This is a genomic window from Acidovorax radicis (genome assembly GCF_020510705.1).
Classification (GTDB): Bacteria; Pseudomonadota; Gammaproteobacteria; order Burkholderiales; family Burkholderiaceae_C; genus Acidovorax; species Acidovorax radicis_A.
Map to the genome: position 1 here is coordinate 4,299,035 of NZ_CP075184.1, position 21,960 is coordinate 4,320,994.

18 protein-coding genes are annotated in these 21,960 nt (G+C 64.7%); 2 read left to right on the forward strand and 16 right to left on the reverse strand.

Features of this window, described 5'->3' with window-relative positions; all coding sequences use genetic code 11:
* Positions 1–29: 29 nt before the first annotated feature.
* The 5 genes from KI609_RS19655 to KI609_RS19675 all read right to left on the reverse strand — a co-directional run bounded on the left by KI609_RS19655 (position 30) and on the right by KI609_RS19675 (position 4,611).
* Positions 30–1,271 carry an ROK family transcriptional regulator gene (locus tag KI609_RS19655; protein ID WP_226445224.1) on the reverse strand — a complete coding sequence of 414 codons (1,242 nt, stop codon included), beginning with the start codon at positions 1,269–1,271 and terminating at the stop codon, positions 30–32.
* Between the two features lie 13 nt (positions 1,272–1,284).
* The gene (locus tag KI609_RS19660; RefSeq protein WP_226445225.1) at positions 1,285–1,737 is read right to left on the reverse strand and encodes an RbsD/FucU family protein; all 453 of its coding nucleotides are present in this window, start codon (positions 1,735–1,737) and stop codon (positions 1,285–1,287) included.
* A gap of 10 nt (positions 1,738–1,747) precedes the next feature.
* Positions 1,748–2,554, reverse strand: coding sequence for an ATP-binding cassette domain-containing protein (locus KI609_RS19665; RefSeq protein ID WP_192429695.1), 807 nt, complete (start codon positions 2,552–2,554; stop codon positions 1,748–1,750).
* Positions 2,555–2,556: 2 nt separating this feature from the next.
* On the reverse strand, positions 2,557–3,516 hold the full coding sequence (locus KI609_RS19670) for an ABC transporter permease (RefSeq protein WP_226445226.1): 960 nt from the start codon (positions 3,514–3,516) through the stop codon (positions 2,557–2,559).
* A gap of 81 nt (positions 3,517–3,597) precedes the next feature.
* Positions 3,598–4,611, reverse strand: a complete 1,014-nt coding sequence (locus KI609_RS19675; RefSeq protein ID WP_226445227.1) for a sugar ABC transporter substrate-binding protein — start codon at positions 4,609–4,611, stop codon at positions 3,598–3,600.
* 136 nt (positions 4,612–4,747) lie between these two features.
* Here KI609_RS19675 and KI609_RS19680 point away from each other — a divergent pair, with 136 nt between their 5' ends.
* Positions 4,748–5,785, forward strand: a complete 1,038-nt coding sequence (locus KI609_RS19680; RefSeq protein WP_226445228.1) for a PfkB family carbohydrate kinase — start codon at positions 4,748–4,750, stop codon at positions 5,783–5,785.
* A 24-nt stretch (positions 5,786–5,809) separates the two neighbouring features.
* Here the strand turns inward: KI609_RS19680 and KI609_RS19685 are convergent, their stop codons facing one another.
* From KI609_RS19685 to uvrA, 6 genes are all read right to left on the reverse strand, one after another.
* The gene (locus KI609_RS19685; RefSeq protein WP_226445229.1) at positions 5,810–7,294 is read right to left on the reverse strand and encodes an NYN domain-containing protein; all 1,485 of its coding nucleotides are present in this window, start codon (positions 7,292–7,294) and stop codon (positions 5,810–5,812) included.
* 82 nt (positions 7,295–7,376) lie between these two features.
* A complete protein-coding gene (locus KI609_RS19690) occupies positions 7,377–8,339 on the reverse strand; it encodes a Bug family tripartite tricarboxylate transporter substrate binding protein (protein WP_226445230.1) in 963 nt (320 codons plus the stop codon).
* 138 nt (positions 8,340–8,477) lie between these two features.
* Positions 8,478–8,909 carry an Lrp/AsnC family transcriptional regulator gene (locus KI609_RS19695; protein WP_226445231.1) on the reverse strand — a complete coding sequence of 144 codons (432 nt, stop codon included), beginning with the start codon at positions 8,907–8,909 and terminating at the stop codon, positions 8,478–8,480.
* A gap of 181 nt (positions 8,910–9,090) precedes the next feature.
* Positions 9,091–9,447, reverse strand: coding sequence for a hypothetical protein (locus tag KI609_RS19700; RefSeq protein WP_226445232.1), 357 nt, complete (start codon positions 9,445–9,447; stop codon positions 9,091–9,093).
* A gap of 372 nt (positions 9,448–9,819) precedes the next feature.
* On the reverse strand, positions 9,820–10,320 hold the full coding sequence (locus tag KI609_RS19705; protein WP_226445233.1) for a hypothetical protein: 501 nt from the start codon (positions 10,318–10,320) through the stop codon (positions 9,820–9,822).
* A 272-nt stretch (positions 10,321–10,592) separates the two neighbouring features.
* Positions 10,593–16,556 (reverse strand): excinuclease ABC subunit UvrA, encoded by a 5,964-nt coding sequence (uvrA, locus tag KI609_RS19710; RefSeq protein WP_226445234.1) that lies wholly within the window; start codon positions 16,554–16,556, stop codon positions 10,593–10,595.
* Positions 16,557–16,768: 212 nt separating this feature from the next.
* Between uvrA and KI609_RS19715 the strand changes: the two genes are divergently transcribed.
* Positions 16,769–17,884, forward strand: a complete 1,116-nt coding sequence (locus KI609_RS19715) for an ABC transporter substrate-binding protein (protein ID WP_226445235.1) — start codon at positions 16,769–16,771, stop codon at positions 17,882–17,884.
* 227 nt (positions 17,885–18,111) lie between these two features.
* Here the strand turns inward: KI609_RS19715 and KI609_RS19720 are convergent, their stop codons facing one another.
* From KI609_RS19720 to KI609_RS19740, 5 genes are all read right to left on the reverse strand, one after another.
* Positions 18,112–18,297 carry a hypothetical protein gene (locus tag KI609_RS19720; RefSeq protein WP_226445236.1) on the reverse strand — a complete coding sequence of 62 codons (186 nt, stop codon included), beginning with the start codon at positions 18,295–18,297 and terminating at the stop codon, positions 18,112–18,114.
* Between the two features lie 200 nt (positions 18,298–18,497).
* On the reverse strand, positions 18,498–20,159 hold the full coding sequence (locus KI609_RS19725; protein ID WP_226445237.1) for an MFS transporter: 1,662 nt from the start codon (positions 20,157–20,159) through the stop codon (positions 18,498–18,500).
* 155 nt (positions 20,160–20,314) lie between these two features.
* Positions 20,315–20,986 (reverse strand): 2-hydroxychromene-2-carboxylate isomerase, encoded by a 672-nt coding sequence (locus tag KI609_RS19730; protein WP_226445238.1) that lies wholly within the window; start codon positions 20,984–20,986, stop codon positions 20,315–20,317.
* Between the two features lie 2 nt (positions 20,987–20,988).
* A complete protein-coding gene (locus KI609_RS19735; RefSeq protein ID WP_226445239.1) occupies positions 20,989–21,258 on the reverse strand; it encodes a DUF1289 domain-containing protein in 270 nt (89 codons plus the stop codon).
* Entirely contained in the window at positions 21,255–21,758 is a 504-nt protein-coding gene (locus KI609_RS19740) for a YbaK/EbsC family protein (RefSeq protein WP_226445240.1), read from the reverse strand. The genes KI609_RS19735 and KI609_RS19740 overlap by 4 nt, the downstream gene beginning before the upstream one ends.
* Between the last annotated feature and the right edge of the window lie 202 nt (positions 21,759–21,960).

Consider the following 21,960-nt stretch of genomic DNA (forward strand, 5'->3'; position numbering starts at 1 on the left):
TAGCAAACCATTCCAACCAGACGCCCTTCTCAAGCTTTGAGAAAAATGTCTGTATCCGGCGCAAAGCAGGTATGTAAAGGCAGCAGCGCCCCGCCCAGCGCCCGGGCGTCCGAGCCCATGGTGCCCAGCTCCAGCCGGGGTGGCTGGTGCAGGCCTTCCCAGTTGTAGTCGGCCAGCGCGTGGCGGGCGCTTTCGCACAGGGCCTGTAGCAGCTCTGGGGCGGCGGCGCCATCGACCACTACGGCGTCCAGATCCAAAAACGCGGTGGCAGAGACGATGCAGTGAGCCAGGCCTGCTGCGGCTCGGGCAATCCAGCCCCGGCTGTGTTCCAGCCACGGGGCTTGCAGAACGCGCTTGTCGTAGGCAGCCATGGGGTCGAGGCCGTGTTCGCGAAAGCGCTGCTCCAGCTCCCACAGCGAGGCCTGGCTGATGAGCTGCGCGGGGGCCTGGCCCGGCTGGGCGGGTGACAACGGCAGCGAGGCCACGGCGCCAGCGTTACCGTGCAGGCCGCGGTGCAGGTGCGAGTTGATGACCAGCCCGCCGCCCACAAAGGTGTCCATGAACAGGTACAGAAAGCTGGGGATGTCGCGCCCACGGCCCTGCAGCAGTTCGGCCACGCAGGCGGCCGAGGTGTCCTTGGCAAAGCTCACGGGCAGCTCGGTCATCTGCTGCACCTGCTCTGCCAGGTCGATGTTGTTCCAGGCTTCGGATTGCGCCTCGGTGAGCCCCAGCATGCGGTGCCAGCCGCCCAGCTGGAACGGTGCGGCCACGCCCACCCCCACCACGCGCGAGCGCAGCGGGCCCAGGCCGTCGAGCAGCTGGTTGAGGTGCGTGCGGATGGCGGGCAGTAGCACGTCGATGTCAGGAAAGGCGTAGTCGAGCACCACGCGCTCGCGCACATGGCCGGTGAAGTCCACCAGCAGCCAGTCGGCGCTGCGGCGGCCGATCTTGATGCCGATGGCGAATGCGCCGTCAGGGTTCAGGCCAATGGGCACCGAGGGCTGGCCCACCCGGCCGCGCACGGGGGCCTCGCGGCGCAGCAGCTGGTCTTCGTCGAGCCGCGCGGTGATGAGGCCGATGGTCTGCGCCGTGAGGCCCGTGACGCGCGCCATCTCGGCTTTGGCCAGGCTGCCGTGGGTGCGCAGGGCTTGCAGCACCACGCGCTCGTTGAACTGGCGCAGCCCCACGTGGTTGGAGCCGCGCTGGCGCAGCAGGGCTGGGCCGGCGGCAGTGTTGTCAACGGCGGGTGGAGATGCGTCGGTGTCCAGCATGGTGATGAAACGATCAGGCGTTCAGAGTGTCGCCGATGACACCCTTGCGCAGCAGGAAGTTGCCCCAGGGCTGCAGCTCTCCCGTCACAACGATCGCATAGGCCTTTTTGACGCGCTCGTAGAACGCAAAACGCTCCACACCCTCAGCCTGCGCGCTGGCCACGCCCTCGCGCGCCAATATGTCCATGGTTTCGCGCTGCAGGGCTGAGCGGTAGGGCACCTCGGTGCCACCCACCTGCATGTAAGCCACGGGGTGCGGCACATCCTGCGCCAGGGGCAACACGCTGGCCACCGCTTGCACGGCACGCGCCATGCCAATGCCGGGCAGGCGCAGCACAGGCTTGCCGATGCCCAGGCTCATGGCGGTGAAGTTGGCGTCGGCCAGCACGATGGCGTCGTCATGGCCCATCTCGGCCAGCACCTTGAGCAGGTCGGGGGTCAGCAGGGGGTCAATGTTTTTCAGCATGGCTGCGTCTTCAGGCAAGGCATTCGGCGGGCAGGTCGGACGCCGCCATGGCCCCGGTCATCACGGCCACGGTGTCACTCATGCTGATCTTCTTGGGGTTGACCACCGCCGCACGCTTGCCCAGGCGGGCGATGTGGATGCGGTCGGCAATCTCGAACACATGGGGCATGTTGTGGCTGATGAGGATGACGGGCAGGCCCTTGTCGCGCACTCGGCGGATCAGCTCCAGCACCATGTTGCCTTCCTTCACGCCGAGGGCGGCGGTGGGTTCATCCATGATGACAACATGGCGCGCAAACGCTGCCGCCCGCGCCACGGCCACGCACTGGCGCTGGCCGCCAGAGAGTGTCTCCACCGCCTGCGTCATGGAGCGGATGCCGACCTTGAGCTCGGCCATGCGGGCCACGCTTTCTTCGAGCATCTTTTTCTTGTCGAGCATGCGCAGCGCACTGCCCAGCAGTCCGGGTCGGCGCAGTTCGCGGCCCAGAAACAGGTTCTCGGCAATGGTCATGGCCGGGGCCACGGCCAGGTCCTGGTACACGGTTTCGATGCCCGCGCGGCGCGCGTCGATGGGGCTCTTGAACTGGATGCGCTGGCCGTCGAGCAGGATCTCGCCTTCGTCGGGCACGGTGGCGCCCGACAGCGCCTTGATAAGGCTCGATTTTCCCGCGCCGTTGTCGCCGATCACAGCCAGGATTTCACCGGCGCGCAGCTCAAAGTCGGCGCCGTCGAGTGCAGTAACTTGGCCGTAGCGCTTGACCAGCCCTTTGGCCTGCATGACCAGCGGGGCGTTCGTTGTGTAGGTGGAGTTGGTCATGATCAACGCACTCCTTTGCGCGAGAGTTGGTCGGTGGCCACGGCCAGGATCACGAGTATGCCGGTCACCAGGATCTGGTACACCGACGACACACCCATGAGCGTGAGCCCATTGCGGAACACGCCCACAATCAGCGCCCCCACCAGCGTGCCCAAAATCATGCCGCGCCCGCCAAATAGGCTGGTGCCGCCCAGCACCACGGCGCTGATGGCGTCGAGGTTTTCGGTCTGGCCCGCGTTCGGGTCACCCGCGCCGGTGCGGGCCACCGACAGCACCGACGCGATGCCGTAGAACAGGCCCGCCAGCACATACACGCCCAGCAGCACCTTGTCGGTGGCAATGCCGGTGAGGCGCGTGGCCTCGGGGCTGTTGCCCACGGCGTAGACATGGCGGCCGGGCGCGGTCTCGCGCAGCGCAAACCAGGTGACGAGGTACAGCACCAGCATGAGCACCGCGCCCCAGACGATGGCGGTCTGCCCCAGCTGGAAGGTGTTGCCCAGTGCGGTCATGCCAGCGGGGATGTCGGTGATGGTCTGCGCGCCCGAGTACAGCTGCGTGGCGGCAAACGCGATGTTGAGCGTGCCCAGCGTCACGATGAAGGGCGGCAGCTTGATCTTGGTGACGAGCAGGCCGTTGATCAACCCGAACAGCATGGTCACCGCCATGCCGCAGGCAATCGCCACGGGCGCCGACAGGCCGTAGTCCGCCGCCATCTTGGTCATCACGATGCCGCCCAGCGCCATGACCATGCCACACGACAGGTCGATACCTGCCGTGAGGATGACCAGCGTCTGGCCGATGGCAATGACCGCCACCACCATGACCTGCTGCAGGATGAGCGCGAAGTTCTGCGCCGACAGAAAGCGCTCACTCTGCGTGGCAAAAAAGACGCACGCCAGAATCAGCGCAATGAACGGCCCCAGCGTGGCCAGTGGCGGTAGTTTGGAAGCGGTCGAGGACATGGCGGCTCCGTGCGGGTGGACAAAGGTGGCGCTCAGGCAGGCCCGTTGCGGCTTGCCTGACGCCTATTCAGCAGAGGCGGCTTACTTGGCTCCCCAGCACAGGTCGGTGCCGGTCTTCACATCCTTGCCATCCACGCCCGCCATGGGCTTGGCAGCGATCAGCGTCACGCCCGTGTCGGTGTAGCCGCTGACCTTTTTGCCGGTCTTGGCATATTCCACGCCGGCCGCCACGCCCATCGCCGCCATGCGCAGCGGGTACTGCTGGCTGGTGGCGGCAATCACGCCCTTGCCCACGTCGGCAATGCCTGCGCAGCCGCCGTCCACCGAGACAATGATGGCGTTTTTGTCTTTGCCTGCGGCCTTGAGGGCGTTGTAGGCACCGGCCGCTGCGGGCTCGTTGATGGTGTAGACGAGGTTGATGTCGGGGTTCTTCTGCAGGCAGTTTTCCATGCCCGTCTGGCCCTTGGCGCGGTCGCCAAAGCTGTCGGCCATGCACACCACCTCGGCGGGGCGCGACAGCTCGTTGCTCTTGGCATCGTTGGCCTGCAGGCCAAAGCCCTTCAAAAAGCCGTTGTGCCGCTGCGCGCCCACCGGGTGGCCGGGGTGCAGGTCCAGCATCGCAATCACGGGCTTCTTGCCCGCCAGCGCGGCCTTGGCGTACTGGCCGATCAGTTCGCCCGCCTTGTAGTTGTCGGTGGCAAACAGCGCGTCGGTGGCGTCCGCAGGCTCCGTGGGGCTGTCCAGCGCAATCACCATCACGCCGCGCGCCTGCGCCTTCTTGATGGCGGGCACGATGGCCTTGGCGTCGCTGGAGGTGATGAGGATGGTCTTGGCGCCTGCGGCGATCAGGTTCTCCATGGCCGTGACCTGGCCCGCGTTGTCGCCGTCGGTCTTGCCCGCCGCCGACACCACCTTGGCGCCCAGCTTCTTGGCCTCGGCCGTGGCGCCCTCTTTCATCTTCACGAAGAAGGGGTTGGTCTCGGTCTTGGTGATGAGGCCGATCACGGGCTCGGACGCCTGTGCCTGGGCCAGGCCACAGGCCAGGGCTCCAGTGAGGGCAAGGGCAGAAAGCGCGAAGGCGGGGGTGCGTTGCATGGCGTTGTCTCCGGTTTTTGGGATGGCAGATTCCTGTCGGCCCTGTGCTGCGCGGCTGGCAGGTGAACCACTCTTGTCGGGTGGATGGGATCGAACTATAGTGGCCTCAAAGTTAATAAATCAAGTGGATTTACTTATGGTTTTCCCTATTTATTCCACCGACTCCACCCCAGCCTGCACAGCGCTGCCGCTGCGGGTAGCCACAGCGGGCGAAGCCTTGTTTGACCTGATCGAAGAGCCCGATGGCCGCCTCCAGCCCTGCGCAGGCGGCGCGGTCTACAACCTCACGCGGGCGCTGGGTTTGCAAGGGGTGGGCACGCTGTACCTCAACCCGCTGTCGGGCGACCTGCTGGGGCGGCAGCTGGCGCACGGCCTGCACGATGCAGGCGTGGCCCTGGCCTCCAGCGCCCCGGTGCGTGCGCCCAGTGCGCTGGCGCTGGCTGCGCTGGATGCCGAGGGCAAGGCCAGCTACAGCTTTTACCGCGATGGGGTGGCCGACCGCCAGGTGACGGCTGCGGCGCTGATTGCCGCCTGTGCGGCCCAGCCCAGCCTGCAAGTGGTGGCCACGGGCTGCCTGGCGCTGGTGGCGCAGGACGCTGCCATCTACCAACCCTGGCTGGCAGCGCAGCGCGCAGCGGGCCGCATGGTGGTGGTGGATGCCAACCTGCGCCTGTCGGCCGTGGACGATGCCAACGCCTACCGCGCCAACGTGATGGCCGCCCTGCGCCACGCCCACCTCATCAAGGTGAGCGACGACGACCTGGAGGCGCTGGCCATTCCAGGCGCCAATGCGCTGGAGCGCGCCCACTACCTGCAGCAACAGACGCAGGCCCAATGGCTGGCACTGACCCTGGGGCCTGGCGGTGCCTGGCTGCTGCAGCGTGATGGGCTGGCTGTGCATGCGCGCGAGCAGGCACCGATCACGGTGGTGGACACCGTGGGTGCGGGTGACTGTTTTCTGGCGGGGTTGATCACCGCCTGGCTGTCAGGGCCCGAGCGTGGGGAGGAAGCGGGGGCCCGTCGTGCGGAGGGCTTGATGGCTCCGGTCACCGAAGCCCGGTTGCGCGCCATGCTGCTCCACGCGCTGGCCAGTGCCGGCCACTGCGTGGAGCGCGCGGGCTGCACGCCGCCGCGTTACGAGGAAGTGCGCGAAAGGCTGGCGTTGCGGCGCTGAGCGACCGCAGCGGGCCGGTAGCCCTTACTCAGCCGGCTTGGCTGCCGGTTTACGGGCTCGGCTGCGAGGACGGGCAGCGGGTGCCTTGGCGGGTGTGGCGCCTTCTGACTCGGCGGCGGAGGCCTCGGGAGCGGCAGCGGGAGATTCGGCATGGGTCGCATCGCCCGCATCCCCTCCAGCACGCGCGCTGCGGGCACGGGACGCGGCGGCCTTGCGGGGGCTGGCGCCGGACTTGGTGCCGTCGCCACTGCGCGCGCGGCTGCGACGAGGGGGCGCAGCTTCGGGGCCATCGGCCTCGATGGATGCACCGCCTTCCGGCGTGTCCTCACCTTCTTCCACTTCGGAGCGCAGCTCTGGTTGCGGGGGGGTGTCAATCACCGCCTCTGGGGCCACGGGCTGGCTGAAGTAGCGGCTGGCGGGGCGCTCAGCGGGAGTATCGGCCTGCTCAGACTCAGGGTATTCGCTGCGCTGCGTGGGGCGAGTGTCTACGCGGTCTGCGCGGTCCGCGCCCTCACCGCGACGCCCTCGGCTACGGCCCGAAGCGCCATGGCCTTCGCCTCCATCCGAATGCAGATCAGGCACCGTCGCCACGGCATGAAAGTCATGCCGCGTGGCACCGCCTTGGTTGGCGCGCTCACCCGCCCCTTCAGGCCGCGCGGGCGCGGCTGCGGCACTCGGCCCACCATGGCTGCGGAACACATATGCGCCCGATTTTTCATCGCGCCCAAACTCCAGCAGCCCGCGCGCCTGCGCTTCCTCCAGCAGGTTGCCAAAGGTGCGGAAGCCATAGCGGCCTTCGCTGAAATCGGGCTTGCGGCGCTTGATGGCTTCCTTGAGCACCGAGGCCCAGATCTTGCCGGTGTCGCCCCGCTCGGACAGCAGGGCCTCGAAGGTCTCCACGGCCAGCTCCACGCCCTGGGTGCGGCGCGCGTCCTGGCTTTCCTTGCGGCTGCGCTCTTCTTCGGGGCTGCGGCGTGGGGCGGGTGGACTGTTGGTGCCAGGGTTCTGACGGCGGGCCTGGGCGCGCTGGTTCTCACGCACCAGGTCGTCATAAAAGATGAATTCGTCGCAGTTGGCAATCAGCAGGTCGGAGGTGGATTGCTTCACGCCCACGCCGATCACCTGCTTGTTGTTCTCGCGCAGCTTGGAGACCAGGGGCGAAAAGTCCGAATCGCCGCTGATGATGACGAAGGTGTTGACGTGCGACTTGGTGTAGCAGAGGTCCAGCGCGTCCACCACCAGGCGGATGTCCGCCGAGTTTTTGCCCGACTGGCGCACATGGGGGATCTCGATCAGCTCGAAATTCGCCTCATGCATGGTGGCCTTGAAGCCCTTGTAGCGCTCCCAGTCGCAATAGGCCTTCTTGACCACGATGGAGCCCTTGAGCAGCAGGCGCTCCAGGATGGGCTTGATGTCGAACTTTTCGTACTGCGCATCGCGCACGCCCAGGGCGACGTTTTCAAAGTCGCAAAACAGGGCCATGCTGATGCTGTCGGAGGGGGATGCCATAAAAGATGCTCGCGGTGTTCCGTTCAATGTTGGGACGAATCATCACACGGAACGCTTCGCCCCCCCTCCCAGAGGCCAACACTCAAGTCGGCTTTGCCAGCCCCAGCTTCTCCACCAGCGCCTTCTCGCGCGTGAAGGTGTCCTGCGCAAACTTCTTGTACGCCGACGTGCTCATGTACATGGGCACCATGTCGTAGCGCGCCAGGGCCGTGCGGTAGCTGTCCTGCTCCATGGCCTGCTTGAAGGCATCGTGCAAGCGCTTGACCACCGCATCGGGCGTGCCCTTGGGCGCGCCAATGCCAAAGGGCGAGTTCTGCACCAGGTTCAGGCCCAGCTCCTTGAGCGTGGGCGCATCGGGGAACTTGGCCAGGCGCTCGGCCCCCCAGGTGTTGAGCACGCGCAGCTTGCCAGCCTCTACCTGCGGGGCAAACCCCGTGGAATCGGCTGCCGCCATGATGTTGCCGCCCAGGATGGACTGCATCAGATCGGCGCTGCCCTTGTAGGGCACGTGCAGCAGTTCAACGCCCAGCTGCTGGGCGATCAGCTCCATCGTCAGGTGCGGGCTGGTCATGGTGCCGGTGGAGCCGTAGCTGAGCTTGCCGGGGTTGGCCTTGGCCCAGGCGACGAAGTGCGTCCAGGTCTTGAGGGGTGAGTCGGCGGGCACCACCAGGCCGAACGCGTAGCCCGTGACGTTGAGCACGTAGCTGATGTCCTTGACCGGGTCCCAGTTGATCTTGGTGGTGTAGGGAAGGCGGAACACGCCCAGCGGGATCTGGGCCACGGTGTAACCATCCGCCGGGGCAGACTGCAGGGCCTGGGCGGGCAAAGTCCCCCCCGCACCGGGCTTGTTCTCCACGATCACGGGCTGGCCCAATATCTTGCTGGCACCGTCGGCCAGCGACCGCATGGTGATGTCGGTGGGGCCACCGGCCGGGAAGGCAATGATCAGCTTGATGGGCTTGACGGGAAAGCTCTGGGCCTGTGCCAGGAATGCGGGGGCAGCCAGGCTGGCGGCTCCCCATTGGATGATCTGGCGGCGTTGCATGGCGGGCTCCTGAAAACAAAAAAAAGAACCGCCCATTGAACTGCACACTGGTGCGCCGCAACATGCAGGAAACCCCCTAGGGAATGTCGCCAATGCGCCAGTTCGTGACGGACGATTTCGTGGTGCAGGGGCGTCTCGTCAGGCTTTATAGGTCGACAGCAGGATGCTGGTTTCGGTGTTGCCAATGCCCGGCGTGAGGCGGATGCGGCCCAGCGCTGCATCGAAGGCTTCGAGGCTTTCGGCACGCACCTCGGCCACGATGTCCCAGCGCCCGTTGGTGGTGTGCAGTGTGCCCACCATGGGCTCTCCACGCAGCGCACGGATGACCTCGGGGGCCGCGTTGCCCTCCACCGCAATGCTCATCCAGGCACGAATGCGCTGGGGTTCCGAGTCCGGCCGCAGGCGCACGGTATAGCCCTGGATCACACCGCTCTCTTCCATTTTGTGCAGACGGTTTTGCACCGTGCCACGGGACACGCGCAGTTTTTGCGCAAGAGTGGCCACAGGGGTGCGTGCATCGGCGCGCAGGATGCTGATGATTTCTCGGTCGGTATCGTCAAGCTTGCTCATAGTGGTCTCTTTGAATGGCGCGTCGCCAATTTTCGATCCCTTTTGGGCATATCCAAGCCCATGGATTCGCGGGATCTGAACAGAGATGACGTGCCACCGTCGCGCCCAATAAAATCAAGAAAAATGGCCGCCAGCGCAATGCAGATAAGCCCAATCAGCTATCAAAACAGAAGCAACCGCTTCACAAGCCGGTCGATGGCGGCAGCCCTTGTGCATCCAGGCGCGCATCGCAGCCCACCCCTGACGCAATCCAGCGCTTCGCCAGCAATGACAGGCCACGCAAAACCCAGGGCTTGGTGATGCCGGTCACACTGGCTGGGTCAGTCACCATGCCACAACGGTAACGCCGGTCACCGTCGCTCCAGCGCAAGGCAACACAAGCGCCAGACCTGCGCCGCGACACCAGCACGCCCAGCGGGCAGGGCTCGGCCAGACAGCACAGCCCGCAACCATTGCAGGGGGCGCCCTCCGCCGGCTTGGCAGGGGCATGGGGGTGCAGCCATGCCACGATGTGCTGGCCGCTAGGTGGTGCAGGCATAAAAGGGGGGAGGGTTGTAAGGAGAGCAGCGCGACGCCATTCAGAGTCCCATCGCCCACCCGCATTGTGCCGCTGCGCGGCAGGGGTTGCGACTGTCCGTGCCGCATGCTCTTCGAAGGAACGCACGCCCAACCCTTCATAACGTGTTCACCATCTCCCAGAGGCCGCGCCCTGCCCCGCCGCACCCGCCGGGCGCACACCGATGCCCCTCGCCTGCTGGCACGGGATGCTGATTTACTGGCCTGCATTTGGCTACGCCGCTCCAGGCAGCTTGGGCGCAAAAAAACCCCGCACGGCCGAGGCTGTGGGGGCGAACCGGTCGAAGAGACCGGGGGAGGGAGACAAAAAAATGGGGGTAAAACCGACGCCGGCTTAACAGCCAGAAGGCCGGTTGGTGCGCATCGGCACGATGCCGGTGACGCGCAGCGTAGCGTTGGAGCCATCGGTGGCGGTCAGCGTTTTGCTTGTCAAACGAATCTGCTCTTTATCGCGCGCCACCACCGTGTCGGTGGCGTCATCGCTGCCGTATTCCTTGCCATCAAAGGTCAGGAAAGCCTGGTAAAGCCCCGTTGCGTCTGGGCGATAGCGAATATCACCAAACGCCGTCGCAGGCGATCCCACCTTGTTGGCGCCGTCAAAACGGAAAGTGCACAACTCGGGCACGGAACCCACCGGGTTTTTCTTATCCACATCGGTGAGGTTCAGGGCGCCATTGCCATACACGCCATTGAGGGCGCCAACGGTTGCGCTTGTCACGGTCAGCACGCCTGGCTCATTGCTGGGCGTGGGGTCGTCATCGTTGCCACCGCCGCAGGCGACCAGCAAAACAGAAGTAGCCGCCAACGCAGTACAGGTTTTGAAAAATGAGTTCATGGTGATGAGCGTCCGTAGGTGTTGATGGGTTGCCAGGAAGGGTTGCGCTCCTGGCGCTGATCCCTGGACTTCATCGTAGGAAGCGCTCTGCGCGCAGCGCGTGCGCCATGTGCTGCGCTGCGCGTAGGACATGGACCGACAGGGCTGTGCGCGCACCGGCTTGCCAAGCGCAGCGCTGGTCCAGGTCCACCGCCCACCACGGCCCATCCACACCATGGCGGCATAGCACCACCGGCCAGACGGCAGCCGGTGGGCCGTGTGCTGGCTGGTGCTCAGCGCGCCAACACGTGCGCCAGCGCCTTGCCCGTGTGCGTGCCCGCCGCCACCACATCCTCGGGCGTCGCAGCGGCCACGATCCGCCCCCCTGCGTTGCCGCCCTCCGGCCCCAGGTCCAGGATCCAGTCGGCCTCGGCGATCACATCCAGGTCGTGCTCGATCACGATCACGCTGTGGCCGCCATCGACCAGGCGGTGCAGCACGCGGATGAGCTTGTCCACGTCGGCCATGTGCAGACCCACGGTGGGCTCGTCCAGCACATACAGCGTGTGCGGCGCTTTCTGGCCCCGGCGGCCCACTTCGTCACGCACCTTGGTCAGCTCGGTGACGAGCTTGATGCGCTGCGCCTCGCCACCGCTCAGCGTGGGCGAGGGCTGGCCCAGCGTGAGGTAGCCCAGCCCCACGTCCTTGAGCAGTTGCAGCGGGTGCGCAATGCTGGGCATGGTGGCGAAGAAGCCCACGGCCTCGTCCACCTCCATCTGCAGCACGTCGCCAATGCTTTTGCCGCGCCAGGTCACGGCCAGCGTTTCGGGGTTGAAGCGCGCGCCGTGGCAGGTCTCGCAGGGCACCTTCACATCGGGCAAGAAGCTCATCTCGATGGTGCGCACGCCCGCGCCTTCGCAGCTGGGGCAGCGGCCTTCGCCGGTGTTGAAGCTGAATCGCCCGGCGGCATAGCCACGCGCCTTGGCCTCCAGCGTTTCGGCAAACAGCTTGCGGATGGTGTCCCAAAAGCCGATGTAGGTGGCGGGGCAGCTGCGCGGCGTTTTGCCAATCGGCGTCTGGTCCACTTCGAGCACGCGGTCGATGCTCTCGAAGCCCGACAGCCCTGTGCAACCCACCAGCGGCGGCGCCTTGCCTGCATCCATGGCATCGCGCCCGGCCTTGGTACTGCGCTGTTGCACCCAGGCCTGCACGTTGGCCAGCAACACATCACGCGCCAGGGTGGACTTGCCCGAGCCACTCACGCCCGTCACCGCCACCAGGCGGTGCAGCGGCACGGTGGCCGTCACGTTCTGCAGGTTGTGCAACTGCGCGCCATGCACGGTCAGCCAGCGCATGGCGGCGCGTTCCTTGGCTTCGGTCAACGCATCCGCCGCCAGCGATGCAGCCTGGGCTGCTCGCTTCTTGACGGCGGCGCTTTGCCGGCCGGTGGGCGCTGCGGCTTCGGCCCGGGCAAAGGCGGCGGTGGCTTCGGCGCTCACCTCGCTGGCCGCCATGCTGCGGCGCAGCTGCAGCGGGTGCTTCATGGCGTGCAGCAGGTAGCGGCCGGTTTGCGAATCGGGGGCGCCCGTGATGTCGGCCACGCTGCCCTGCGCCACCAGGCGCCCGCCGCGTTTGCCGGCGCTCGGGCCAATGTCGATGATGTGGTCGGCGCGACGGATGGTGTCTTCGTCGTGCTCCACCACCACCAGCGTGTTGCCCTTGTCGCCCAGCTTGTGCAGGGCGTTGAGCAAAATCTGGTTGTCGCGCGCGTGCAGGCCGATGGTGGGCTCGTCGAGCACGTAGCACACGCCCTGCAGGTTGCTGCCCAGCTGCGCAGCCAGGCGAATGCGCTGCGCCTCGCCACCGCTCAGCGTGGGCGCGCCCCGGTCCAGCGTGAGGTAGCCCAGGCCGACCTCTTCGAGGAATTCAAGCCGGCTCTGGATCTCGGGCACCAGGTCGCGGGCAATGTCGCCCTCGCGCTGGGTCATGCCCCCTTCGATGCGCAGGGTTTCGATCCAGCGGCGCACATCCGTCACCGACAGCGCGGCGATGTCGGTAATTCCTACACCTGCAAATCGAACCGCCCTTGCCGTGGCGTTCAGGCGTGTACCGCTGCAGCTGGGGCAGGCGGTGTCGGCCAGGTCTTCCACCTCGGGCTCGGCAAAGGTCTGCTCGCGGCCTTTTTCCTTGTCGTCTTGCACCGAGTCGTCAAACACCTTGCGCTGGTCCTTGGTGAGCTTGACGCCCGTGCCCACGCAGTCGGGGCACCAACCGTGTTTGCTGTTGTAGGAAAAGAGGCGCGGGTCCAGCTCGGCATAGCTGGTGGCGCACACGGGGCAGGCGCGCTTGGTAGAGAACGCATGCAAATGGCCGATGCCCGCTGTGGGCGCACCGTTTTCCATGGCGGCGGCCAGCGTGCCAATGCTGCTGAGCACATGCACCACGCCCTTGCCGTGGGTGAGCGCGTCGGCCAGTGCCTTGCGGAGCTGGGCTTCGTTCTCGGGCGACACATCAAGGCTGGCAACAGGCAGCTCAATGGTGTGCTCCTTGAAGCGATCGATGCGCGGAAAGTTGGTGGTTGGCAAAAAATTGCCATCCACGCGCAGGTGGGTGTAGCCACGCGGGCGCGCCCAGTCGGCCAGCTCGGTGTACACACCTTTGCGGTTCATCACCAGCGGCGCGAGCAGGCCGATGTGCTGCCCGCGGAAATGCGTGAGCAGCTGGGCCGCGATGCTCTCGGGGGTTTGCGGCTGCACGGCGGCGCCGTCTTTGGTGCAGTGCTGCGTGCCGAGCTTGACGTACAGCAGGCGCAGGAAGTGCCACACCTCAGTGGTCGTGCCCACGGTGGACTTGCGCCCGCCGCGCGACAGGCGCTGCTCGATGGCGACGGTGGGCGGAATGCCGTACACGGCATCCACCTCGGGCCGCCCTGCGGGCTGCACGATGCTGCGGGCGTAGGCGTTGAGCGATTCGAGGTAACGCCGCTGACCTTCGTTGAACAGGATGTCGAACGCGAGCGTGGACTTGCCCGAGCCGCTCACGCCCGTCACCACGTTGAACTTGCCGCGTGGGATGTCCACGCTCAGGTTCTTGAGGTTGTGCTCCTTGGCGTTGACGATTTGTATGGCATTTTTGGCCTCTGGCGCTTTATCCATAAGCGCCAGCCGCTCTGATTTTCGTAGCACCGCCGCTTTCTCGTGCACCGAGTGTCCGCCCACGCCCAGCGTCAACTCGTACTCGCGCAGCGCCAGGCCGGTGTGCGAGGTGGCGTGTTGGCGCACGTCCTCGGGTGTGCCTTCGGCCACGATGAGCCCACCGGCATAACCGCCCTCGGGGCCGAGGTCGATGAGCCAGTCGCTCGCGCGGATCACGTCCAGGTTGTGTTCGATGACGATGAGTGAGTGCCCCGCGTCGATGAGCTTGCGCAGCGCGCGCATGAGCTTGGCGATGTCGTCAAAGTGCAGGCCGGTGGTGGGCTCGTCGAACAGGAACAGCGTGCCCTTGCGCGCCACGGTCTGGCGTGATTTGGATGCGCTGCGTGCGGCCTCGGCCAGGAAGCCCGCGAGTTTGAGGCGCTGCGCCTCGCCGCCGGACAGCGTGGGCACGGGCTGGCCCAGCGCCACATATTCGAGCCCCACATCCACAATGGGCTGCAGCGCACGGATCACATCGCGGTCATTGGCAAAAAAGTCCGCCGCCTCGGCCACCGTGAGGGCGAGCACGTCCGCCACGTTGAGGCTGCGGCGGCTACCGGAGGGCCCTTCGGTACCCCGCTCGATGGTGATCTCCAGAATCTCGGGACGGTAGCGCTTGCCGTCGCAATCGGGGCAGCGCAGGTACACGTCGCTCAGAAACTGCATCTCCACATGCTCAAAGCCCGAGCCCCCGCAGGTGGGGCAGCGCCCGTCGCCGCTGTTGAAGCTGAACTTGGCGGCGGTGTAGCTGCGCTGCTTGGACAGCGGCGCCACGGCAAACAGTTCGCGGATGCTGTCCCACGCGCCCACGTAGCTCACGGGGTTGGATCGAGCGGTTTTTCCGATGGGGGATTGATCGACAAACACGACATCCGACAGATGGTCGGCGCCCAGCATGCGGTCGTGCGCGCCGGGCGTGTCGGTGGCCTTGCCAAAGTGGCGCAGCAGTGCGGGGGCCAGCACGTCCTGGATCAGGCTGGACTTGCCGGAGCCGCTCACGCCGGTCACGGTGACGAGGCGCTGCAGCGGGAACTCGACCGACACGTTCTGCAGGTTGTGCTCGCGCGCGCCTTCGAGGATGAGGCGAGGGGTGGCTTCGGTCACCATGCGCTTGAAGCCAAAGCCCACATGTTTGCGCCCACCCAGGTAGGCGCCGGTGAGCGTGTCTGCGTTGCGCAAATCGGCCGTGGTGCCGTCGAACACGATCTGCCCGCCCAGGCGGCCCGGGCCGGGGCCCATGTCGATCATGCGGTCGGCCGCCAGCATCACGGCGGGGTCGTGCTCCACCACCACCAGGGTGTTGCCCGCATCGCGCAGGCGCAGCATGGCCTCGGTGATGCGGTGCATGTCGCGCGGGTGCAGGCCGATGCTGGGCTCGTCGAGAACAAACAGCGTGTTGACGAGCGAGGTGCCTAGCGCCGTTGTGAGGTTGATGCGCTGCACCTCGCCGCCACTGAGCGTGCGGCTTTGGCGGTCGAGCGTGAGGTAACCAATACCCACATCGCACAGGTACTTGAGGCGCGTGGTGATCTCTTCATGCAGCAGCTTCAGTGCCTGTGCGTCACCGCCCTTGGCATCGTCACCCACCGGCAATTGCATGCGCGCAAAGAACTGGCGCAGGCGGTCGATGGGCAGCAGCATCAGGTCGTGCAGGCACAGGCCAGGCAGCGCTTCTAGCTGTTTGCGCGACCACAAAACGCCCTCGGGCATGAAGCGCTTGCCGGGCTCCAGCACCGCATCGTCATCTTCCTTGCGGCCGATGCGCCAGAGCAGGCTTTCGGTTTTGAGCCGCGCACCCGCGCAGGTGGGGCATGGCGTGTAGCTGCGGTACTTGGACAAGAGCACGCGGATGTGCATCTTGTAGGCCTTGCTTTCCAGGTACTCAAAGAAGCGCTTGATGCCATACCACTGCTTGCTCCACTGCCCGTCCTTGTAGCCGGGCGCGCCACCGATGACCCATTTCTTCTGGTCGTCGGTGAGCTTGTACCAGGGCGTGTCGCGCGGGATGCCGGCCGTCTCGGCGTGGCGCATGAGGTCGTCCTGCGCCTCTTTCCAGGCAGGGGTCTGGATGGTCTTGATGGCACCCGCGCGCAGCGTGAGCTTGTCGTTGGGGATGACCAGGCCATAGTCCACCCCGATCACGCGGCCAAAACCCCGGCAGCTGTCGCACGCGCCCACGGCGGAGTTGAACGAGAAGGCGGAGGGAATGGGATCGCTGTAGCGCAGGTCGCTGTCGGGGCAGTGCAGGCCGGTGGAGAAGCGCCAGAGTTCCGGCGTTAGTGCTCCTGCCTCCGTTCGGGTTGAGCTAGTCGAAACACTGTCCCGGCCTTCGACAGGCTCAGGCTGAACGGGTTGGGGGATGACATAGACATTCAAGCGACCTGTGCCGCGCTTGAGTGCCACCTCAATCGCCTCGATCACCCGCGCCTTCTCGGCATTGCCCAGTCGAAACCGGTCAGCCACCACATCCAGCACCTTGCGCGGGCCGGTGGGCGTGGCCACCTCGCGCTCGGCCTGCACCTTGGTGAAGCCGCTGGCCGACAGCCATTGCTCAACCTGCTCCGCGCTGGTGCCACCGGGCAGTTCCACCGGAAAAGTCAGCACGATGCGCGGGTCTCCGGCTTCGGTGCTGCGTCGCTGCAGTTCTGTATAGATGGTCTCGGGCGTGTCGTGCCGCACGGGCTGCGCCGTCTGCTTGTCAAACAACTGACCTGCACGGGCGAACAACAACTTCAGGTGGTCGTTCAACTCCGTCATTGTGCCCACCGTGGAGCGGCTGGAGCGCACGGGATTGGTCTGGTCGATGGCAATGGCCGGGGGCACGCCCTCGACCTTGTCGACGGCGGGCTTGTCCATGCGGTCGAGGAACTGGCGCGCATAGGCGCTGAAGGTTTCCACGTAACGACGCTGGCCCTCGGCATAGAGCGTGTCGAACACCAGGCTGGATTTGCCCGAGCCGCTGGGGCCCGTGACCACCGTGAGTTCGCCGGTGCGGATGTCCAGATCCAGGTTCTTGAGGTTGTGCTGGCGTGCGCCGCGGATACGGATCAGTCCCTGGGTCATGGAAACGGTCTTTCGGGTGTGAGGCAGAAGATTCTAGGGAGCATGGGCCCAGTGCGCCGAGCACGCCGGATTACCCTCAAAACGCATTGTGGTGATGTTGATGTGGTGCAAAGAGCGTGGTTTGGAAGGGTGCACTCCGAAAAAACCCTCGAGACGCCTGCGCTGCATGCACGTAGACTGCCCCCTTTGTGTAGACATAGGAGGAGACCCCCGTGAAACAATGGCAACAACTGTGGGCCGGCGCGGCCCTGGTGCTTTCGCTAGGTACCGCGTGCCAGGCCCAGATTCTGGTCGGCCAGACGGCGGGGTTTACGGGCCAGGTGGCGGCCGGGGTGAAAGAAACGACCGATGGCGCACTGCTATATATCGATGCCATCAACGCCAAAGGGGGCGTCAACGGCCAGAAGATCGAGTTGATTTCTCTAGACGACAAATTTGACCCCAAGCTCGCTGCTGAAAATGCGCGCAAGCTGATCGAAGAAAACAACGTGTCCGTGATGTTCCTGAACCGGGGCACCCCGCACACCGAGGCCATCATCCCGCTGCTTGAAAAACACGGCGTGGCACTGGTGGGCCCCTCGACCGGGGCAATGGTGCTGCACCAGCCGGTGCGCAAAAACGTGTTCAACGTGCGCGCCACTTACCAGCGCGAAGCTGAAAAGGCCATGACCCACCTGGCGTCGATGGGCATCACCCGCATCGCCGTGATGTATGCCGACGACAGCTTTGGGGCCGATGGCGTGATGGGCGCTGAAAAAGGCCTGACGGCAGCCAAACTCACGCCTGTGGTGCTCGAAAAGTTCAACCGTGCCAAACCCGACTTTGCACCGATTGCCAACAAGGTGACCAAAGCCGACGCGCAAGCGGTGTTGATGATCGCCTCGGGCTCTGCGGTGGTGGACGCGGGCGCGGCACTAAGGGCGGCGGGGTCTGCGGCGCAAATCGTGACCTTGTCCAACAACGCGTCTGGCGGATTCATTAAGAGCCTGGGAGCCAATGCCCGTGGCGTGATCGTCACGCAGGTGTACCCCAATGAGCGGGCCGTGACCTACCCCATGGTGAAAGAAGCGCAAGAGCTGGCCAAGGCCAAGGGGATGGCGGAGATCTCGCCCGCCATGCTCGAAGGGTTTGCAGCGGCCAAGGTGTTGGTCGAGGGTCTCAAGCGCGCGGGGCCCAAACCCAGCCGCGAAAAGATCCAGGCCGCCCTTGAGAGCATTCGCAAGTTTGACCTCGGAGGCCTGGAGGTGAACTACAGCCCCGAGGACCATACCGGGCTGGATTTTGCAGACCTCTCCATCATTGGCACGGACGGCAGATTCCGCCGCTGACCGTTTCTGCTCTGACATGCCATAGGCCCGGTTTTGTCCGGGCCTATGTCTTTCTGCGGGTCAAGGCACCAATGCCACACAAAAAAGCCCGGAGCCTTCACGGCACCAGGCTTTTCGGGCGTATCCCTTGACGATCAAAACGTATTCAATGCCCGTCGCACACAGCGACGCTGTCAACTGAAACGCTTTGGACCTGGTAGGCCGGACCGCGTCGCATCACAGATTGATCACTGCGCACTGGCAGCCGGGGCTGGAGCCGCCGCAGGCGCCGTATTGCTTGCTGGCGCGTCTGGCGCATGCACCGCATCGGCGCCGTGTTTCTCGCCCCCCATGTCGGCCTTGTCGCCCGCGTTGATGATGACGTACATGGACAGCGCCGCAAACACGACGAAGCCAACCACTATCTTCCACATATCAAACTCCTTCGATGGTTTTGTTCAATCAAGGGGCCTGTAGCCTGACAGGGCGCGGCCAGAATCAGAGGCAGTGCAACGACTCTGCGCACTGGCGGCACGGGCAATACACCCCTGCCGACCGGCCTTCAAGCCCCTTGATGGAACACAGGGCCCGCCCCTTGCGAGGCGGGCCCTGCACATCGGTTGGTTAACGCCGATCAGTCGTTGGCGTAGATGTCAACGTCCTTGGTTTCCTTGATGAACAGTCCACCAATCACCACCGTCACTGCGGCGATGATGATGGGGTACCACAGGCCGTTGTACATGTTGCCGGTCTGGGCCACGATCGCAAACGCCGTCGTGGGCAGCAAGCCGCCGAACCAGCCGTTACCAATGTGGTACGGCAAGGACATCGATGTGTAGCGGATGCGGGTCGGGAACATTTCCACCAGCATGGCGGCAATGGGGCCATACACCATGGTCACCAAAAGCACCAGGTAGGTCAGGATGATGGTGACCATCACCTTGTCGATACGGGCGGGGTCTGCCTTGGTGGGGTAACCCGCCGTCTTCAGGTCTTCGGCCACGAGCTTCTTGAACTCTGCGTCCTTCTTCTTGGCGTCATCAGCGCTCAGGCCCTTGCTGGCGTACGAGGGAATGGCGACTTCACCGATCTTGATCGTAGCCACAGTGCCTGCAGGTGCGTCGACGTTGTCGTAGCTCACCGAAGCGCCCGCCAACACTTGTTTGGCGATATCGCAGGAGCTGGTGAACTTGGACGTGCCAGTGGGGTTGAACTGGAACGAACACTCGTTAGGGTCGGCCGTGATCGTGACCTTGTTCTTGGCTTGCGCTTCTGCCAGTGCGGGGTTGGCCGCCTTGGTGAGTGCTTCAAAAACCGGGAAATATGTCAGCGCAGCCAGCAGGCAGCCAGCCAAGATGATGGGCTTGCGGCCGATCTTGTCGGACAGCGCGCCGAACACGAGGAAGAACGGCGTACCGATCAACAGCGACACCGCCACAAAGATGTTGGCAGCAGCACCATCGACCTTGAGCGCCTGCGTCAGGAAGAACAGCGCATAGAACTGGCCCGAGTACCAGACAACGGCCTGGCCGGCGGTCAAACCCACCAACGCCAGAATCACGATCTTGAGGTTCTTCCACTGGCCGAAAGACTCGGTCAGGGGCGCCTTGGAAGTCTTGCCCTCGGCCTTCATTTTCTGGAACGCAGGCGATTCATTCATCGACAGACGGATCCACACCGACACCGCCAGCAAAAGGATCGACACGATGAAGGGAACACGCCAGCCCCAGTCGCCAAAAGCGGCTTCACCCAGGATGGTCCGCGTTCCCAGAATCACCATCAGCGACAGGAACAGGCCCATCGTGGCCGTGGTTTGAATCCAGGCCGTGTAAGCACCGCGCTTGCCGTGGGGTGCGTGCTCGGCCACATAGGTCGCTGCACCACCATACTCGCCACCCAGCGCCAGACCCTGCAACATGCGCAGGGCAATCAGAATGACCGGAGCGGCCACGCCAATCGACGCATAGTTGGGCAAGATACCCACGATGAAGGTGGACAGGCCCATGATCAGGATAGTGACCAGGAACGTGTATTTGCGACCGATCATGTCACCCAGGCGGCCAAAGAAGATGGCACCGAAAGGACGAACAATAAAGCCCGCAGCAAACGCCAGCAGCGCGAAGATGAAGGCCGAGCCAGCGTCAAGCCCGCTGAAGAACTGCTTGGCGATAATGGCCGCGAGCGAGCCGTAAAGATAAAAGTCGTACCACTCGAAAACGGTTCCGAGTGACGACGCGAAGATGACCTTCCTCTCTTCCGCCGTCATCGGCCGGGGCGCGGGATGAACAGTTGCCATGGTATTTGTCTCCTATTGGTTATTCAGACCGCACAGCGGCGGGCTACATGCATTCTTGGAGATAGCACTGACCGCGCTCTGACGCGAAACCAACAAGACCTTTCACCAAACTGACCGGTCTCTGACAACTTAGGGTGAAACCCTCGGGGACACTTTCAGGATGCGGGAGTGTCCTTGTTTTGGGGCGGAAGGCCCGATGCAAGCTGACTGACGGCATCCCAGTCGGGCCCATCAAACCAGGCATCGCCGTCGAGATAAGCGCGCAGCATGGGCAAGCCATCCAGCCCCCAGAACAGCTTGCCATCCACCTCGAACGCAGGCACGCCAAACACGCCAGCAGCCTGGGCAGCCTCGGTGTTGGCCCGCAGCAGCGCTTTGGGCAGATCGCTGGTAGCGTCTTGCCCTGGCCGTTGCTGCTGAGACAGCTCTGCGGCCAACGCTGTAAGCCGCTGCGCATCCAGCGCATCCTGCCCGCCTTGCCACACGTGGCGCAACAAAGTGCCCGCCACAAAACGGTTGATGCCGCCATCGTCGCTGCAGGCGAGCGACTGGCGCAGCAAAGGCAAGGGGTTGAACGGATGGCGCGCGGGCATCTGCAGCGGTGTGCCCTGCGCGTGTCCAAGCCAGGTTACGTGGCGGTAGGTCCACGCGCGCTTGGGGGCGATGCCCGCCGGCCCCGGATTGCCATGCTGCTGCAGCAGGGCCCCCAACAATACGGGCTTGTAGACGACGCTGTAGTTCAGCCCCTCCAGCACATCTGGCAAGCGCTCAAACGCGAGCCACGCATAGGGCGAAACGAAATCCAGATAGAACGTGATGTGCTTCATGGCTACTTTGCAGTCGCTAAGGTCTCTGGCACAGGCGCGCCCGCCCGCTGCAGCAGGCGTGCCCAGACTATGCGCCGCGCCTTGGTATCGAGCCCCGACCAACGTCGGATCTCGTCCAGGGTGCGAAAACATCCCTCGCACACACTGCCGTCTTCCGCCATGCGGCAGACCGACACACAGGGTGAAGGCACGACTTCGTCAGAATTTAGATCAAAATAGCCTGCGGCGCTTAATCTGTTTGCGTGAGCAGCTATTGTTTGCATAGCACTCATGGCACAGCGGGAGATTCGGTCACCGATTCGGTGACATCGGCCAGCGGAGCCCCTGTGAGGCGCTCAAGATCTGCTGGCGAGAGCGGGAACACCGCGTGCGGATGGCCCGCTGCGGCCCACAGTACCTCAAAGCGCAGCAGCTCGCGGTCAATCAACACCACACCGGGCATGGCATGGGCAAGCGGCGCCACACCGCCAATCGAGAACCCGGTGCGTGCCTTCACAAATTCGGCATCTGCCCGGCCGATCTTGCCCACCAGGGCCTCCACTTTTCGCTCATCCACGCGGCGGTCGCCTGACGCAATGACCAACACGGCCGCATCGTCGCCTTTGCGTCGAAAGATGATGCTCTTGGCCACCTGACCGACCTCAATATCCAGCGCATCGGCCGCCTGGCGCGCTGTGCGTGCCGCATCGTCGAGCATTTGCGGTGGGTGAGGATGGCCAAGGGCCTGCAATTGTGCGGCAACGCGCTGCACGGTGTCTGGCAAGGGCTTCATGAGGTGCGGAAGAGATACAGGGGTTTATAGGCTGGCGGACGGTGCAGCGCTGAGCGCACCCACCCGCTTTCGTCGCCCCCTTTTACCGGATTTTCCGACGGCTGGCCAAACGCCGAAAAAAACGGGCGCAAAAACGCAAAAAGCCTCGCTCCCCTTGGAGGGGATGCGAGGCCTTTTTCTTTTGAACTTAACTCTCAGCCCA

Bases quoted from the DNA above. Each gene is read 5' to 3' on its own strand.
- KI609_RS19670 (WP_226445226.1), bottom strand. From the start codon at position 3,516: ATGTCCTCGACCGCTTCCAAACTACCGCCACTGGCCACGCTGGGGCCG.
- KI609_RS19720 (WP_226445236.1), bottom strand. From the start codon at position 18,297: ATGTGGAAGATAGTGGTTGGCTTCGTCGTGTTTGCGGCGCTGTCCATG.
- KI609_RS19690 (WP_226445230.1), bottom strand. From the start codon at position 8,339: ATGCAACGCCGCCAGATCATCCAATGGGGAGCCGCCAGCCTGGCTGCC.
- KI609_RS19700 (WP_226445232.1), bottom strand. From the start codon at position 9,447: ATGCCTGCACCACCTAGCGGCCAGCACATCGTGGCATGGCTGCACCCC.
- KI609_RS19680 (WP_226445228.1), top strand. From the start codon at position 4,748: ATGGTTTTCCCTATTTATTCCACCGACTCCACCCCAGCCTGCACAGCG.
- KI609_RS19675 (WP_226445227.1), bottom strand. From the start codon at position 4,611: ATGCAACGCACCCCCGCCTTCGCGCTTTCTGCCCTTGCCCTCACTGGA.
- KI609_RS19685 (WP_226445229.1), bottom strand. From the start codon at position 7,294: ATGGCATCCCCCTCCGACAGCATCAGCATGGCCCTGTTTTGCGACTTT.
- KI609_RS19730 (WP_226445238.1), bottom strand. From the start codon at position 20,986: ATGAAGCACATCACGTTCTATCTGGATTTCGTTTCGCCCTATGCGTGG.
- KI609_RS19660 (WP_226445225.1), bottom strand. From the start codon at position 1,737: ATGCTGAAAAACATTGACCCCCTGCTGACCCCCGACCTGCTCAAGGTG.
- KI609_RS19665 (WP_192429695.1), bottom strand. From the start codon at position 2,554: ATGACCAACTCCACCTACACAACGAACGCCCCGCTGGTCATGCAGGCC.
- uvrA (WP_226445234.1), bottom strand. From the start codon at position 16,556: ATGACCCAGGGACTGATCCGTATCCGCGGCGCACGCCAGCACAACCTC.
- KI609_RS19725 (WP_226445237.1), bottom strand. From the start codon at position 20,159: ATGGCAACTGTTCATCCCGCGCCCCGGCCGATGACGGCGGAAGAGAGG.
- KI609_RS19695 (WP_226445231.1), bottom strand. From the start codon at position 8,909: ATGAGCAAGCTTGACGATACCGACCGAGAAATCATCAGCATCCTGCGC.
- KI609_RS19735 (WP_226445239.1), bottom strand. From the start codon at position 21,258: ATGAGTGCTATGCAAACAATAGCTGCTCACGCAAACAGATTAAGCGCC.
- KI609_RS19655 (WP_226445224.1), bottom strand. From the start codon at position 1,271: ATGCTGGACACCGACGCATCTCCACCCGCCGTTGACAACACTGCCGCC.
- KI609_RS19705 (WP_226445233.1), bottom strand. From the start codon at position 10,320: ATGAACTCATTTTTCAAAACCTGTACTGCGTTGGCGGCTACTTCTGTT.
- KI609_RS19740 (WP_226445240.1), bottom strand. From the start codon at position 21,758: ATGAAGCCCTTGCCAGACACCGTGCAGCGCGTTGCCGCACAATTGCAG.